General features: G+C 72.1%; 14 protein-coding genes. 7 read left to right on the top strand and 7 right to left on the bottom strand.

Translation table 11 applies throughout. From position 1 onward, the window contains the following. Window positions 1-48 precede the first annotated feature (48 nt). From sodN to PSH03_RS05835, 3 genes are read left to right on the top strand one after another with little or no spacing between them, the layout of a single operon-like run. On the top strand, window positions 49-453 hold the full coding sequence (gene sodN, locus PSH03_RS05845; protein ID WP_088987805.1) for a superoxide dismutase, Ni: 405 nt from the start codon (window positions 49-51) through the stop codon (window positions 451-453). Continuing rightward, window positions 450-1,025 (top strand): GNAT family N-acetyltransferase, encoded by a 576-nt coding sequence (locus tag PSH03_RS05840; RefSeq protein WP_210784601.1) that lies wholly within the window; start codon window positions 450-452, stop codon window positions 1,023-1,025. Before sodN ends, PSH03_RS05840 begins: the two co-directional genes overlap by 4 nt. Before the next feature lie 32 nt (window positions 1,026-1,057). Continuing rightward, a complete protein-coding gene (locus PSH03_RS05835) occupies window positions 1,058-1,465 on the top strand; it encodes an ATP-binding protein (protein ID WP_210784602.1) in 408 nt (135 codons plus the stop codon). Window positions 1,466-1,487: 22 nt separating this feature from the next. On the opposite strand, the gene PSH03_RS05830 is transcribed toward PSH03_RS05835, so the two are convergent. After that, entirely contained in the window at window positions 1,488-1,877 is a 390-nt protein-coding gene (locus tag PSH03_RS05830) for a hypothetical protein (RefSeq protein ID WP_124853891.1), read from the bottom strand. A 43-nt stretch (window positions 1,878-1,920) separates the two neighbouring features. Here PSH03_RS05830 and PSH03_RS05825 point away from each other — a divergent pair, with 43 nt between their 5' ends. Beyond that, complete coding sequence (locus tag PSH03_RS05825; protein WP_238688478.1) at window positions 1,921-2,871, top strand: diacylglycerol/lipid kinase family protein; 951 nt, start codon at window positions 1,921-1,923, stop codon at window positions 2,869-2,871. A 449-nt stretch (window positions 2,872-3,320) separates the two neighbouring features. After that, window positions 3,321-3,578, top strand: coding sequence for a WhiB family transcriptional regulator (locus tag PSH03_RS05820; protein WP_088950012.1), 258 nt, complete (start codon window positions 3,321-3,323; stop codon window positions 3,576-3,578). 110 nt (window positions 3,579-3,688) lie between these two features. On the opposite strand, the gene PSH03_RS05815 is transcribed toward PSH03_RS05820, so the two are convergent. The 4 genes from PSH03_RS05815 to PSH03_RS05800 are packed head-to-tail and all read right to left on the bottom strand — an operon-like array spanning window position 3,689 to window position 7,102. Then, on the bottom strand, window positions 3,689-4,456 hold the full coding sequence (locus tag PSH03_RS05815) for a sirohydrochlorin chelatase (protein ID WP_238688494.1): 768 nt from the start codon (window positions 4,454-4,456) through the stop codon (window positions 3,689-3,691). A 17-nt stretch (window positions 4,457-4,473) separates the two neighbouring features. Beyond that, window positions 4,474-5,235 (bottom strand): phosphoadenylyl-sulfate reductase, encoded by a 762-nt coding sequence (locus PSH03_RS05810; RefSeq protein ID WP_210784604.1) that lies wholly within the window; start codon window positions 5,233-5,235, stop codon window positions 4,474-4,476. After that, window positions 5,232-5,393, bottom strand: coding sequence for a hypothetical protein (locus tag PSH03_RS05805; protein ID WP_165435836.1), 162 nt, complete (start codon window positions 5,391-5,393; stop codon window positions 5,232-5,234). Before PSH03_RS05805 ends, PSH03_RS05810 begins: the two co-directional genes overlap by 4 nt. Further along, complete coding sequence (locus PSH03_RS05800; protein ID WP_210784605.1) at window positions 5,390-7,102, bottom strand: nitrite/sulfite reductase; 1,713 nt, start codon at window positions 7,100-7,102, stop codon at window positions 5,390-5,392. Before PSH03_RS05800 ends, PSH03_RS05805 begins: the two co-directional genes overlap by 4 nt. Before the next feature lie 387 nt (window positions 7,103-7,489). On the opposite strand from PSH03_RS05800, the gene PSH03_RS05795 reads away from it, so the two are divergent. Next, window positions 7,490-8,998 carry a glycosyltransferase family 39 protein gene (locus tag PSH03_RS05795; protein ID WP_210784606.1) on the top strand — a complete coding sequence of 503 codons (1,509 nt, stop codon included), beginning with the start codon at window positions 7,490-7,492 and terminating at the stop codon, window positions 8,996-8,998. A gap of 37 nt (window positions 8,999-9,035) precedes the next feature. On the opposite strand, the gene PSH03_RS05790 is transcribed toward PSH03_RS05795, so the two are convergent. Beyond that, window positions 9,036-10,628 (bottom strand): PAS domain-containing sensor histidine kinase, encoded by a 1,593-nt coding sequence (locus tag PSH03_RS05790; RefSeq protein ID WP_210784607.1) that lies wholly within the window; start codon window positions 10,626-10,628, stop codon window positions 9,036-9,038. Between the two features lie 25 nt (window positions 10,629-10,653). After that, window positions 10,654-11,685 carry an SIS domain-containing protein gene (locus tag PSH03_RS05785; RefSeq protein ID WP_210784645.1) on the bottom strand — a complete coding sequence of 344 codons (1,032 nt, stop codon included), beginning with the start codon at window positions 11,683-11,685 and terminating at the stop codon, window positions 10,654-10,656. A gap of 189 nt (window positions 11,686-11,874) precedes the next feature. Between PSH03_RS05785 and PSH03_RS05780 the strand changes: the two genes are divergently transcribed. Continuing rightward, window positions 11,875-13,701 (top strand): tetratricopeptide repeat protein, encoded by a 1,827-nt coding sequence (locus tag PSH03_RS05780; RefSeq protein WP_238688477.1) that lies wholly within the window; start codon window positions 11,875-11,877, stop codon window positions 13,699-13,701. Window positions 13,702-13,731 lie beyond the last annotated feature (30 nt).

Here is a 13,731-nt window from a genome sequence, read left to right as displayed (position 1 = left end):
GGAGTAATGTCGCCTTTGATCATCGCAAACTTCCCATGGAGGATCCCGATGCGACTTCCGCGCATCCTTGCGCCCCGCGTCACCGCGAGCGCTCACTGCGACCTGCCGTGCGGTGTCTACGACCCGGCTCAGGCCCGGATCGAGGCCGAATCGGTCAAAATGATCTGCGAGAAGTACCAGGCGAACACCGACCCGGAGTTCCGCACCCGCGCCGTCATCATCAAGGAGCAGCGCGCCGAGCTGGTCAAGCACCACCTCTGGGTGCTGTGGACGGACTACTTCAAGCCGCCGCACTTCGAGAAGTACCCGAACCTGCACAGCCTGTTCAACGAGGCCACCAAGCTCGCCGGCGCCGGTGGCGTCAAGGGCAGCCTCGACCCGGCCACCGCCGACAAGCTGCTCGCGAAGATCGACGAGATCTCGAAGATCTTCTGGGAGACCAAGAAGGCGTGACCTCCCCGGTCATCCCGACGATCCGGCCGGCACGTCCCGAGGACGTGCCGGCCGTCGTCGCCATGGTGCACGAGTTGGCCGAGTACGAGCGTGCCGCGGAGCAGTGCCACCTCACCACCGAGCAACTGACCTCGGCGCTATTTGCGAGTGCTCCAGGTCGCGGCGTGGCGTCAGACGCGCCGAGCTGGAGCAGTCGTCCGTCCGCTCCAGCGCTCTTCGGTCACGTCGCGGTGGACGCGCACGACGAGCCGGTCGGCTTCGCGCTGTGGTTCCTCAACTTCTCCACCTGGGCCGGCGTGCACGGCATCCACCTGGAGGACCTCTACGTCCGGCCGGCCGCCCGGGGCACCGGAGCCGGTCGGCTGCTGCTCGCCGCGCTGGCCGACATCTGCGTACGACGCGGCTACCAGCGGCTGGAGTGGTGGATGATCGACTGGAATCCGGCCGCCGGCTTCTACGCCTCGATCGGCGCCGAACAGATGAGCGAGTGGGTTCCCTATCGACTCAGCGGCCCCGCGCTCCGCGAGTTGGCCGAGCACGCCACCACCGCCGGCACGCGTACGGACGACTGACCGGGTAGAGTCCCCGACCGGGGGGATGAGGCGTGACTCAACTGACTGGCCAGCCAGCGACCGACGACGACGTGGTGCACCTCACGGTGCCTGCCGACGGCGGTTACCTCGGCGTGCTCCGCACCGCCACCGCCGGTCTCGCTGCCCGGCTGCAGTTCGCGCTCGACGAGATCGAGGATCTACGGATCGCTGTCGACGAGGCGTGCGCCATGCTGCTCGCCATCGCCACCCGCGACGCCGAGTTGGAGTGCCGCTTCGCGGTCACCGAGGACGCGCTGACCGTCGAGGTGACGGTGCCGACCGTGCGCGGTGCCACACTGCCCGGCGAGTCGTCCTTCGCCTGGAAGGTGCTCACCGCGCTGACCACCTCGGCGTCCGCCACCTCCGCCGACGATCGGGCCACTATCGCGCTGCTCACCCGCCGCTCCGGCGGCTACTGACCGGTTCGACGCACCAGGGCGGTCACTCGAAGCCGAGGGCCCGGGTCGTCGGAGGGCAGATCAGCAGCCAGGCCACGCCCAGGCCGAGCGCCATCAGCGGCACGCCCAGCCAGCCCAGGCCGGCCTGGATCATGAACCACCCGATCGGCAGCAGCATCAGCTGAAGCACGATCGCGGGGGCTCGTGCGCCCGCCTGGCGGCGCAGCAGCGCGCGACCCAGGGCCCAGAGCGCGACGGCCGCCCCGATGGCGAACACTGTCACCAGCAATGCCGCCAGCAGGTCGGTGCGGGTGGCCGTGAGGTCGGCCCAGACCAGCCAGACGGCGATCAGCCCGACGACGGCCGCCTCCGCCCACAGCAGCCGGACCGCCCAGCGGAGCGTGACGGGGATCGGGTCCGAGTCGATGGTCACGCGCGCCACGATACCCGGGCTGCCGGAAGGTACAGTGCCGCCCATGCGGGCCGTCCTGGTGGTCAATCCAAAGGCCACCACCACCAGCGAACGCAGCCGGGACGTGCTCGTCCGGGCGCTGCGCAGCGAAGTCGATCTCAGCGTGCGCTACACCCGTCGGCGTGGACACGCCGTGGCGCTGGCCCGGGAGGCAGCCGCTGAGGGCGTCGAACTGGTCGTCACCCTGGGTGGCGATGGCACTGTGAACGAGGTGGTGAACGGCCTGATGACGGCCGAACCGCCGACTCGCACCGGCGACGCGCCGATGGCCGAGCGACTGCCCGCGCTGGCGACCGTTCCCGGTGGCTCGACAAACGTGTTCGCCCGCGCGGTGGGTCTGCCCCGGGAGTGGCCGGAGGCGACCAGCATGATCCTGGAGGGGCTGCGGCTGGGCCGGAGCCGGACGGTGGGGCTGGGCCTCGCCGACGACCGCTACTTCACCTTCTGCGCCGGCTTCGGCCTGGACGCCGCGGTGATCCACCGGGTGGAGCAGGCCCGGCGGAAGGGGCGGGTCTCCACGCCGTCGCTCTATCTGCGTTCGATCATGAATCAGTACTTCTTCGCCTCGGACCGGCGGCACCCGGCGATCGTCCTGGAGCGGCCGGGCGAGCCGGCGGAGGCCGAGTTGGCCACCGTCATCATCCAGAACACGGCACCGTGGACGTACCTGGGCGACCGGGAGGTCAACCCGAACCCGGCGGCGTCGTTCGATCTCGGGCTGGATGTGCTGGCGTTGCGTCAGCTCCGGGTGGCTAGCACAACACGGACAGTGACGCAATTCCTGTCCCGGCAACCGGATCCGCGCGGCCGGCAGGTGTTACGACTCCATGACACGGCGGAGTTCACGCTGGTCTCCAGCCGTCCGCAGGCGTTCCAGCTGGACGGGGACTATCTCGGCGAGCGGGAGAAAGTCAGATTCACCTCCGTTCCGGCCGCACTGAGAGTAATCTGCTAGGTCTCGGGTACTGCCCTTGGTCGACACGGTGGCCACAACCGATCGACTTGGTCGCCGCCACACCGAGGGGCAGGTGCCGGAAATGTCAGCAATGTCACGCGGACTGTACTATATTGATCCTCGACTGTGGCACGGCGGGTAACCAGGAAAGCGCTGGAACCCGGACAAATGGGTTGTGGGCTTGCTCACCGCCCGGAGTTTTTCCGAGCGTCACCCTTGACATCGCGACTGTTCGTGAAAGTATTCACAAGCGGACTTGAGTTACCGGGACATTGCCTGGATATGCTCGTCAGGTTGAGCTGTTCCAGCAGGTCCCCGGCGCTGAACGCCTGCTCACGCACTGCCGAATGGACGGACGCTAACTGTCACCATCGGCACTGCGGATGCATATAGGAAAAGCACGACAAGCAATTGTTCGCCACCCATCCAGAATGAGGAGTGTTGCCGCCATGGACTGGCGTCACCATAGTGTCTGCCGCGACGAGGACCCGGAGCTGTTCTTCCCGATCGGGACGTCTGGACCGGCTCTGCTGCAGGTCGAGCAGGCCAAGGCCGTCTGCAGGCGCTGCTCCGTGACCGACCAGTGCCTTCAGTGGGCACTCGAGTCTGGTCAGGACGCCGGCGTCTGGGGCGGAATGAGCGAGGAGGAGCGGCGCGCCGTCAAGCGGCGCGGCGGTCTCCGGGTGCTGCGCGCTCACTCCGCCTGATCCCCCACACACAGCTGTACGCCCCGGTGGGTTCGCCCACCGGGGCGTTCTGCTGTCCGGCACCGATCGCGCAGTGTCGGCACGGGCCCTGATCACGGTGCCGGCACGGGTCAGCCCGTAGACGCCAGCACCGGCCGGTCGTCGACCCGACGCAGCACCAACTCGACCAACTCCGGTGCGTCGGTCAGCGGCGCGGCGACCGCCACCGCACCCGCCGCCCGCGCCGCTTCGGTCACCGCGTCGTGGAACAGCCCCGGCGCGAGGAAGTACGCGGACACCGCGACCCGACGCGCGCCGGACGCCCGCAGTCGGGACACCGCCACACCGGCCGCCGGTGGAGCCGCCGACGCGTACGCCACCCGGCAGGGCACCCCGAACTCCACGCCGAGCGCATCGGCGACCCGGCCCACCGACCGCCGCGCCCGCGCGTCCCGGGTGCCCGCCGCGGCCAGCACCAACGCGTCGAAGCGGCCCGGACGCGTCTCACCCAGCCGCCGGCACAGCCCGGCCAGCAGCCCAGGATCGGGCGTGTCGTCCGCCGGGCCGAGCACATCGGTCACCCGTACCGACAGCGGTGGCCCGGACCGCGCCGCCGCGGCGACCGCCGCCGGAATGTCCACCCGATTGTGGTACGCGGCGGTCAGCAGCAGCGGCACCAGCACCGCCCGGCGATGACCGGCAACGGCCAGGTCGCGCAGCACCTCGGTAGGCCCCGGCTCGGTGTGGTCCAGCCAACTCGCCCACACCGGTGTGCCCGGCCGGGCCGCCGACACCGCCCGAGCCAGCGCCCGGGTGGCATCGGCGGCTCGTGGGTCACGGCTGCCGTGTGCGACAAGCACCACCGGGTCCGCCCCGCCAGCCGTACCGAGGCCGGTCAGGGGCGCCGCCGGGGAGGTCAGACGTGCAGCCCGCACTCGGTCTTCTCGAACATGGCCCACCGGCCGGCCCGCGCGTCCTCGCCGGCCTTCGTACGGCGGGTGCACGGCCAGCAGCCGATCGACCCGTAACCCTGCTTGAACAGCTCGTTGACCGGCACGTTGAAACGGGCGATGTAGGAGTCCACATCCTTCTGCGACCAGGCCGCGATCGGATTGACCTTGACCTTGCCCCGACGCGCGTCGAAGGTCACCACAGGAGTGTTGGCCCGGCTCGGCGACTCGTCGCGGCGCAGACCGGCAGCCCAGGCGTCGTACCCGGTCAGCGCCCGTTCCAGCGGCTCCACCTTGCGCAACTGGCAGCAGTCGTCCGGCGACTTGTTGAACAGCCGGGGGCCGTACTGGCCGTCCTGCTGGCCGACGGTGAGCCGGGGCCGGATCGACCTGACGTTCACCGGCAGCGTCCGGGCAACCTCGTCGCGTACCCGCAGCGTCTCGGGGAAGTGCAGGCCGGTGTCGAGGAAGACCACGTCCACCCCGGGGGCCACCCGGGAGACCAGGTGCGCCAGCACGGCGTCGGCCATCGAGCTGGTCACGCAGAACCGCTCACCGAAGGTCTGCGCCGCCCAGCGGGCGATCTCCAGTGCCGGGGCGCCCTCCAGGTCCCGAGCGGCCTGCTCGGCCAGGGCCCGCAGCTCGTCCGGGTCGCGCCGGGCCGGGTCGGCCGACGTCGAGCCGCCCGGGCCCACCAGGCGCAGGCTCGCGGCCGAGACGAGACTCATGAGGTCACCGCCCGACTCAGCAACCCGGTGAACTTCACCGAGAAGACCCGGGTGCAGGCGTGGCACTCCCAGGCGCCGTGACCCGCCTCGTGCGGCCGTAGGTCCTCCTCGCCGCAGTACGGGCAGTACAGAGGTGCCGCTCGGTTCTCGCTGCTCACCGCAGTTCCTCCTCGTCGACTCTGATCACCCAGTTGGCGAACGTCTCGCCCTCGCTCCGACCGGCCAGGTAGCGACGGGCCAGCCGTTCCACGTAATCCGGAAGTTCGTCGGCGGTGGTCTTCAGGCCGCGAAGCTTGCGGCCGAAACCGGCGGTCTGCCCCTGGGCCATGCCCAGCCCGCCGCCCAGGTGCACCTGGAAACCCTCGACCTGCCGGCCGTCCGGGCCGACCACCAGTTGACCCTTGAGCCCGATGTCGGCCACCTGGGTGCGTGCGCACGCGTTCGGGCAGCCGTTGATGTGGATCGAGATGTCCGCGTCGAAGTCGCGCAGCCGCTGCTCCAGCCGGGCCACCAACTCCTCGCCGCGGGCCTTCGTCTCGACGATGGCGAGCTTGCAGTACTCGATGCCGGTGCACGCCATCGTGCCGCGCCGCCAGGCCGACGGCCGGGCCTCCAGACCGATCCCACGCAGCGCGTCGATCAGCGACTCCGTCCGCTCCGACGGCACGTCGAGCACCAGCAGCTTCTGGTACGGGGTGAGCCGCACCCGGTCGCTGCCGTGCGCCTCGACCACGTCGGCCAACTGGCTGAGCTGCGCGCCGGAGACCCGCCCGACCACCGGAGCGGCGCCCACGTAGTGCCGCCCGTCGGCCTGCTCGTGCACCCCCACGTGGTCGACCGGCTTCGACGGCAGGACCGGCGCCGGGCCGTCGAGCAGCGTACGTCCGAGGTAGTCCTTCTCCAGGACCTCGCGGAAGCGCTCCACGCCCCAGTCGGCCACCAGAAACTTCAACCGGGCCCGGTTGCGCAGTCGGCGGTAGCCGTAGTCGCGGAAGATCCCGACCACCCCGGCCCACACGTCCGGCACCTCGGCCAGCGGCACCCAGACGCCGAGCCGCTTGGCGAGCATCGGGTTGGTGGAGAGGCCCCCGCCGACCCAGACGTCGAAGCCGGGCCCGTGCTCCGGGTGGTCGACACCGAGGAAGGCGATGTCGTTCGACTCGTACGGGGTGTCCACCAACCAGGAGATCGACGTCTTGAACTTGCGGGGCAGGTTGGAGAACTGCTTGTCGCCGACGTACCGGGAGACGATCTCGTCGATCGCCGGGGTCGGGTCGAGCAGCTCGTCGCGGGCCACCCCGGCGACCGGGCTGCCCAGCACGATCCGCGGGCAGTCGCCGCACGCCTCGGTGGTCTGCAAACCGACCGACTCCAGCCGACGCCAGATCTCCGGCATGTCCTCGACCCGGATCCAGTGGTACTGGATGTTCTGCCGGTCGGTGATGTCGGCGGTGTCCCGTGCGAACTCCCGGGAGATGTCCGCGATCACCCGCAGCTGGGCAAGGCTGAGCTGCCCGCCGTCGATGCGGACCCGGAGCATGAAGAACTCGTCCTCCAGCTCGTGCGGCTCCAGCACCGCGGTGCGCCCGCCGTCGATGCCCGCCTTGCGCTGGGTGTAGAGGCCCCACCAGCGGAACCGGCCCCGCAGGTCCTGCGGATCGATCGAGGCGAAGCCACGATGCGCGTAGATGGTCTCGATGCGGGCCCGGACGTTGAGCGGGTCGTCGTCCTTCTTGATCCGCTCGTTGGGGTTGAGCGGCTCGCGGTGGCCGAGCGCCCACTGCCCCTCACCCCGTGGCCGGCGCGGCGCTCGGGTCGGGCGAGCCGTCGGGTCCTCGGAACGGGCCGGGATGCTGCTGACCGCCATCGCGGCGTCCTCCGTTGTCTGCTGTGCCTCGGGATACGCGGGGCGCGGCGGCCGGCCCGGCGAAGCGGGCGGGACAACGGTGTCTTCAGACAGCCGGCGCGGAGCGCGCCCGAGACAGAATGATCGGGCGTCGTCAGTAGGCCGGACAGATCGCGCTGCGCACGCGGCCGTAATCGACGTGGCGACGTGCCACGAAGCGGCGGACGACTGCGGCGGTCATGCGCCCATGCTGCCACACCCCATGGGGGCCGGCCAATGTCCACGTGCTGGATCCCACATCACGGGCCGAACCTCAGCCGACCAGCTGGTCACCAAGGACAGTTCGGGCATGACAGGGAGAGCGCCGGCTGACGCCCACGGAGCGGGTGGCCGTGGCAGGCTCGGCCCGTGGGGCAATTGTCCGAGAGGTCGGCCGGGACGGCGTGGGAGCACCTGCGCCGCCTGCCGGTCTGGCTCCCCCCGGCGCTGTTGACCCTGGCGGTGACAGTGACCGGGCTGGGCTCCGCCCAGCTCTGGCGCGACGAGCTGGCGACGTGGAGCGCTGCCACCCGGTCGCCCGGCGACCTGGCCCGACTGGCCGGCACCATCGACGCCGCCACCGGGCCGTACTACCTGCTGATGCACCTCTGGACGCGGATCTTCGGCGACTCCACGATCGCCCTGCGCGTACCGGCCGTGTTGGCGATGACAGTGACAGCCGGGCTGCTCGCCGTGCTCGGCGCGCGGCTCGTCGATCGACGCGGCGGCCTCTTCGCCGGGCTGCTGTTCGCGGTGCTTCCCGGCACCTCCCGCTACGGGCAGGAGGCTCGCCCGTACGCGCTGGCCACAATGCTCGCCGTGCTCGCCACAGTGCTGCTGGTGACCGCGCTGCGTCGACCGAGCTGGGCCCGCTGGGCCGGTTACGCCGCCACCGTCGCCGCTCTCGGGCTCATCCACCTGATAGCGCTCACACTGCTCGCCGCCCACGCGCTGGTCGTCCTCGTCGCCTGGTGGCGCGGCCCGACCCCGGCCGGCATCGCCACAGCGGCCCAGCCCGACGCCGAGCGGGACCGGCGGGTGTGGCGTTGGCTGGTCGCCGTGGTGCCGGTCGCGTTGCTGGCCGGCCCGCTGCTGGTCAAGGCCCGGACCCAGCAGTCCCGGCAGTTGAACTGGGTCCACCTGGCCCGGCTGGACGACCTGACCGCGCTGCCCGGCGGTGTGGCCCAGAGCAGTGTGGTCGGTGGCCTGCTGGTCGGGGTCGCCGCGCTGGGCGCGGCCCGGCTCGGGCGGCGCGCCCTGCTGCCGGTCAGCGCGGTGCTGCTGCCGGTACTGCTGCTCTTCGCCGCCGGCGCTGTCGTACCGCTGTGGGTGCCCCGGTACCTGGTCTTCGTGGTGCCCTTCGCGTGCCTCCTGGCGGGAGCGGCGCTGGCCGCCGTGGCCGCTCCGGCCGCGCTCGTCGTGGTGGTCCTGGCCGGGCTACTCGGCCTGCCCGACCAGGCCGCGCTGCGACGGACCCACGACTGGCCGCGCAGCGCGCCGGTGGACTATGCGGGGGCGGCCCATGTGATCGCCGACGGCCAACGCCCGGGGGACGCGGTGGTCTACTCGCCCCGGCACAGTTGGCTCTTCCTCGATCTCGGCATCGAGTACCACCTCAGCGACCCACCACGCGACGTGCTGGTCACCGAGGACGAGGTCCGCCGCGGCGACCTGTGGGCCGCCGAGTGCCAGCAGCCAGCACCGTGCCTCGCCGGTACGACACGGGTGTGGCTCGTCGTGTCCGGCCGGCACGCCGAGCCGCTGGCCGCCGTGCCGGGCGCCAAGGGCGACGCGCTACGCGCGCAGTTCACCGTCACCCAGGTCTGGCAGCGACCCGGCCTGACCGTCGCCCTGCTGACCACCCGCCCCGACCGCTGATCGGCACAACGCGGAAGGGGGCTGGGCGGCACGGCGGTCAGGTCTGCGAGCGGCCGTCGTGGGTGTTGCGGGCCAGCGGGACGACCAGCATGGCCTCGGTGCCACCGTTGGCGCCGGCGCGCAGTTCGATGGTGCCGCGCAACTCCCCGGTGATCAGGGCTCGGACGATCTGGAGGCCGAGCCGGCTGCCGCGTTCGGCGTCGAAGTCCGGGGGCAGGCCGCGCCCGTTGTCGGTCACCGAGACGTGCAGCATCTTGCGGAACCGGTGCGCGGAGACCACCACCTCGGGCCGCAGGGACGGGTCCACCTCGGGAGCGGCGACCGGCACCATGCCAGAGGCGGAGGCCACCAGGGCCTCCTCCGCCTCGTCGGCCGGCGGGAAGCCGTGCTCGACGGCGTTGAGCAGCAACTCGTTGAGGACCATCACCAGCGAGGTGGCGATCTCCGCCGGCAGGACGCCGAAGCTGCCCCGCCGACGCATGCCGACGCTCACCTCGGTCGCCGCCACCTCGGTCGCCGCGCTCGCCACCCGGTCGACGATGCCGTCGAACTCCACCGCCTCGTCGCTGGACATCGAGAGTGTCTCGTGCACCAGGGCGATCGAGGCGACCCGACGGACCGATTCCTCAAGCGCGACCCGGGCCTCCGGCATCGCCACCCGGCGGGCCTGCAAGCGCAGCAGCGCGGCCACCGTCTGAAGATTGTTCTTCACCCGGTGGTGGATCTCCCGGATGGTGGCGTCCTTGGTGATCAGCGCCCGGTCCCGGCGACGGACCTCGGTGATGTCCCGGACCAGCACCAACGCTCCGATCGGCACCCCCGCCGGCATCAGCGGCAGCGCCCGGGTGAGCATCGTGGCACCTCGTGCGTCGATCTCCCGGCGGGGTGGCGCCTCACCGCGCAGCGCGGCCAGGATGCCGTTCGAGGCCTCCGTGCCGTCCAGCGGGTCACCGGCCAACCGGCGGTGCAACGCGGCCAGGTCCTCCCCCACCAGGTGCGAGGCGTAGCCCAGTCGGCGGTACGCGGACTGCGCGTTCGGGCTGGCGTAGGTGACCTTGCCGCCGGCGTCGAGCCGGACCAGGCCGTCGCCGACGCGGGGCGCCGAGGTGGTCTCGCCCGGATGCCGCGGCGGCGGGAAGGTGCCGTCCGCGATCATCTGCGCCAGGTCGTCGGCGGTGGTGAGGTAGTTGAGCTCCAGCTGGCTGGGCGTACGCGCGGTGGAGAGGTTGGTGTCCCGCCCCACCACGGCGATCACCTCGCCGGCCTCCCCCTCGGCGGTACGCAGCCGAACCGGGATCGCCTCGTGCCGGGCCGGCACGTCGCCGTACCAGACCGGGTCGCCCTCGCGCCAGATCCGGCCCTGGGAGTACGCCACCCCCAGGTGGGCCACCTCCGGCCCGCCGACGATCCGACCCACCTGGTCGTCCTGGTAGGCGGTCGGTGCGGTGGTCGGGCGCACCTGGGCGACGCAGAGGAACGTGCCGTCGGCGTCGACCGGCACCCAGAGCAGCAGGTCGGCGAAGGACAGATCGGAGAGCAGTTGCCAGTCGCCGGCGATCCGGTGCAGGTGGTCGATGTCGGCCGGACGGAGATGGGTGTGCTCCTCGGCGAGGTCGCGCAGCGTGGACACGGTGACCAGGGTGCCACGCCGCGCCTCACATCGTCGCGGTGACCTTCTTCAACCCGCGCGGCGCGTCCGGGTCCTCGCCTCGGGTGAGCGCCAGGGCCAGCGCCAACCGCTGCATCGGCAGGATGTCCAGCAGCGGGGCGTACCGCTCGTCGACCTCGGGGACGGCCAGCCGGGTGGCGCCCGGCACGTCGGCGGAGCCGACCACCACGACGTCGGCGCGGCGTTCGCCGAGGCGGGGCAGCACCTCACCCATCGACCGGCCGCCGGGGCCGGAGCCGACCACGGCGAGCACCGGGACCTCCGGGTCGGTCATCGCGAGCGGGCCGTGCAGCAGGTCGGCGCCGGAGAAGGCGAGCGCCGGCAGGTACGAGGTCTCCATCAGCTTCAGCGCGGCCTCCCGGGCGGTGGGATAGGCGTACCCCCGGCCGGTGGTGACCAGCTGACGGGCGAACCGGTAGCGCGGGGCGAGCTGGGCCGGGGTGCCGTCGGCCAGGGTGCGGGCGGCCAGCTCGGGCAGTGCGTCGAGCGCCTCCCGTTCGTCCTTCGGAAGCACGCCGTCGCCGGCCCGGATCCCCTCCACCAGCATCAGCAGGGCGAGCAGCTCCGCCGTGTACGTCTTGGTGGCGGCCACCGCCCGTTCGTGCCCGGCGGCGATGTCGACGCTCAGCTCGGCCACGTCGACCAGCGGCGAGTCTGGGGCGTTTGTCACCGCCAGGGTCAGCGCGCCGGAGGCTCGGGCCGCGCGCAGCACCTCGGCCAGGTCGGGCGAGCCGCCACTCTGGCTGACCCCGACGACCAGCGCGTCGGAGAGGTCGGGGCGGGCCCCGAACAGGGTGACGACGCTGGGCGAGGCCAGCCCGGCGGGCAGGCCGAGCCGGATCTCGGTCAGGTAGGCCCCGTAGAGCGCCGCGTGATCGGAGGTGCCCCGCGCGGTGAAGACCACGTGCCGTGGCCGACGTTCGGCGATGACCGCCGCCACCCGGGCGATCTCGGCGGCGTTGGCAGCGGAGAGCAAGCGCGCGTAGCCAGCCGGCTGCTCGTCGATGTCGGCGGCCATTCCAGCCCCTGCACGTGTCACGGAAACCCCTCCCCCTGCGCGGTTGCCGCGCGATTCTTGCTCAGTCTTGCACTTTTGAGCGTATCTCAGCAATCGAACGAGCAGGATTGCGCAGGTGATCACCAGTTGATCTCAATATCAACTAAGCTTTACCCGTTGCACCCGGTCTAACTGCCACGAGAGGACGACGTGCCCGAGGGAACGGACGATCCCGCGCTCTCCGCGACGGAGGAGCTGGCGCTGGCCCGGCTGGCACTCGACGAGGGCGACCTGCACCACGCCGCCGGCCACCTCGCCGGCGCGTTGGCGCGGGCCCCCACCCTGCCGGAGGTGCACGAGACGCTGGCCCGGCTCGCCGTGTCGAGCGGCGGCGGCCTCGACCTCTTCCCGATCAACCACCACACCTTCGTCGGTGCCGTCGTCGCCCGCGCCCACCTCCTCGCTACCGCCGGCCGCCCCGCCGAAGGGCTGGAGCTGCTGGCCGCGGCGACGTCGTACGCGCCCGGCACCGAGTGGGCCGGCGTGCCCTGGGTCACCGCGCCCGAGCTGGCCGAACGACTGGAGCCGGAGCACATCGCCCGCGTCCTCATGCAGGTCTGCGCCGCACTGCCCGACCCGGTGCCGCGGATCGGCCGGGCCCCGCTGACCCCGTACCTCACGCTCGCCCGCAACGCGGCCACAGTGCACCCCGAACACGGCCTGCTGCTGGGCGCGGCGTCCGCGCTGGCCCGGCGCCTCGGCGAGGTCGAGCTGGCGGTCCGCTGGGCCACCCGAGGGGTACGCGCACAGCCCTCGAAGATGGGCGAGGTGTGGCTCGGGTACGCGTACCGCAGCTCGGGCCGGACCCGCGACGGCCTCGCGGCTCTCGGTCGGGCCGTCGAGCTGGACCCCGACGACCTGGCGATCTACGCGGACATCGCCGGCACCCTGGCCGAGATCGGCCGGCTGGACGAGGCGTTGGAGTGGACCGAGCGGGCGCTGGCGCGCGACCCGTCGTTCGATTGCGCGGTGCACACCGCCCACCGCCTGCGGCACCTGCGCGACGGTGACCTCGCCCACCTGGTCGCGCTCGCCGACTTCGTGCGGGACCACCCGGACGACAGCCACGAGCACGGCGACCTGGCCCAGTGCTGCCGAGGTCGGCCCTGGCTCGGCCAACTCACCCCGGCCGGTGGGCCCCTGGTCGACGCGATGCGCCAGGCGGTGGCCGATGACGGACTTGGTCTCGGCGGTGCCGTACGCCTACCCGCCGCCGCCCCGCCGAGCGCGGTCGGGACGGCGATCTCCACCGCCCCCGGGCTGCGGATCGAGGTCGTCGGCGCGCCGGAGCCCGACCCGCGCGAGCCCCGGCGGGAGTCCGCTCAGCGGTTGTGGCACTACGCGGACGCCGTCCCCACGCCCGCGCTGGCGGCGCCCTCGGCGACGGCTGTCGAACGGATCGGGCAGATCGCCCACCCGGCGTGGGCACACCCACCGGCGGCGTACGACGCGGCGGTGGGCCTGGCCGGCCTCGACCTGGGTGACCTGCTCGGTCTGCTGGTGCACCCGCCGGCGGCGCCGGCCAACGCGGTGGGTCGGCTGCTGGCGGCCCACGACCCGTCGGTCTGGGTTCGTGGGGTGCAGGTGTGGGCCTGTCTGGGGTTGCTGCACCACCGCACCGACGAGCCGTGGGAGGGCTCGACCCGGCGCCGGGTGCTGCTCGATCTGATCTGGGGCGTCGAGGACTGGGTCACCGAGGCGGCGCTGTTCGCCCTGGTCACCGCCGCCTGGGTGGACCCCTCGGTGCGGTCGGACGTGGCTCGGGTGGTGGCGGAGCGGCTGGCCGACGCGGCTGCCGTGGCGCGGAGCCGACCGGTCCCGATCGCCGCCTCGCTGGCTCACCTGGCACTCGCCGCCCCGCAGTTGGATCCGGCGACGGCGGCACTGGCCACCGAACTGCTGGCCGCCCACTCCCCCCGGCTTCCCCGCCCCCGCAACCCATTGCGCCGCCTCTGGCAACGCCTGCTCCGCCGCTGACTCCCACCACCCCGCGATCTTGCACTTACT

It is taken from the genome of Micromonospora salmantinae, assembly GCF_022230905.1.
In the GTDB taxonomy this organism is placed as follows: Bacteria; Actinomycetota; Actinomycetes; order Mycobacteriales; family Micromonosporaceae; genus Micromonospora; species Micromonospora salmantinae.
Note: the sequence above shows the minus strand (reverse complement) of the source record. Positions and strands in the feature narration are given on the sequence as shown.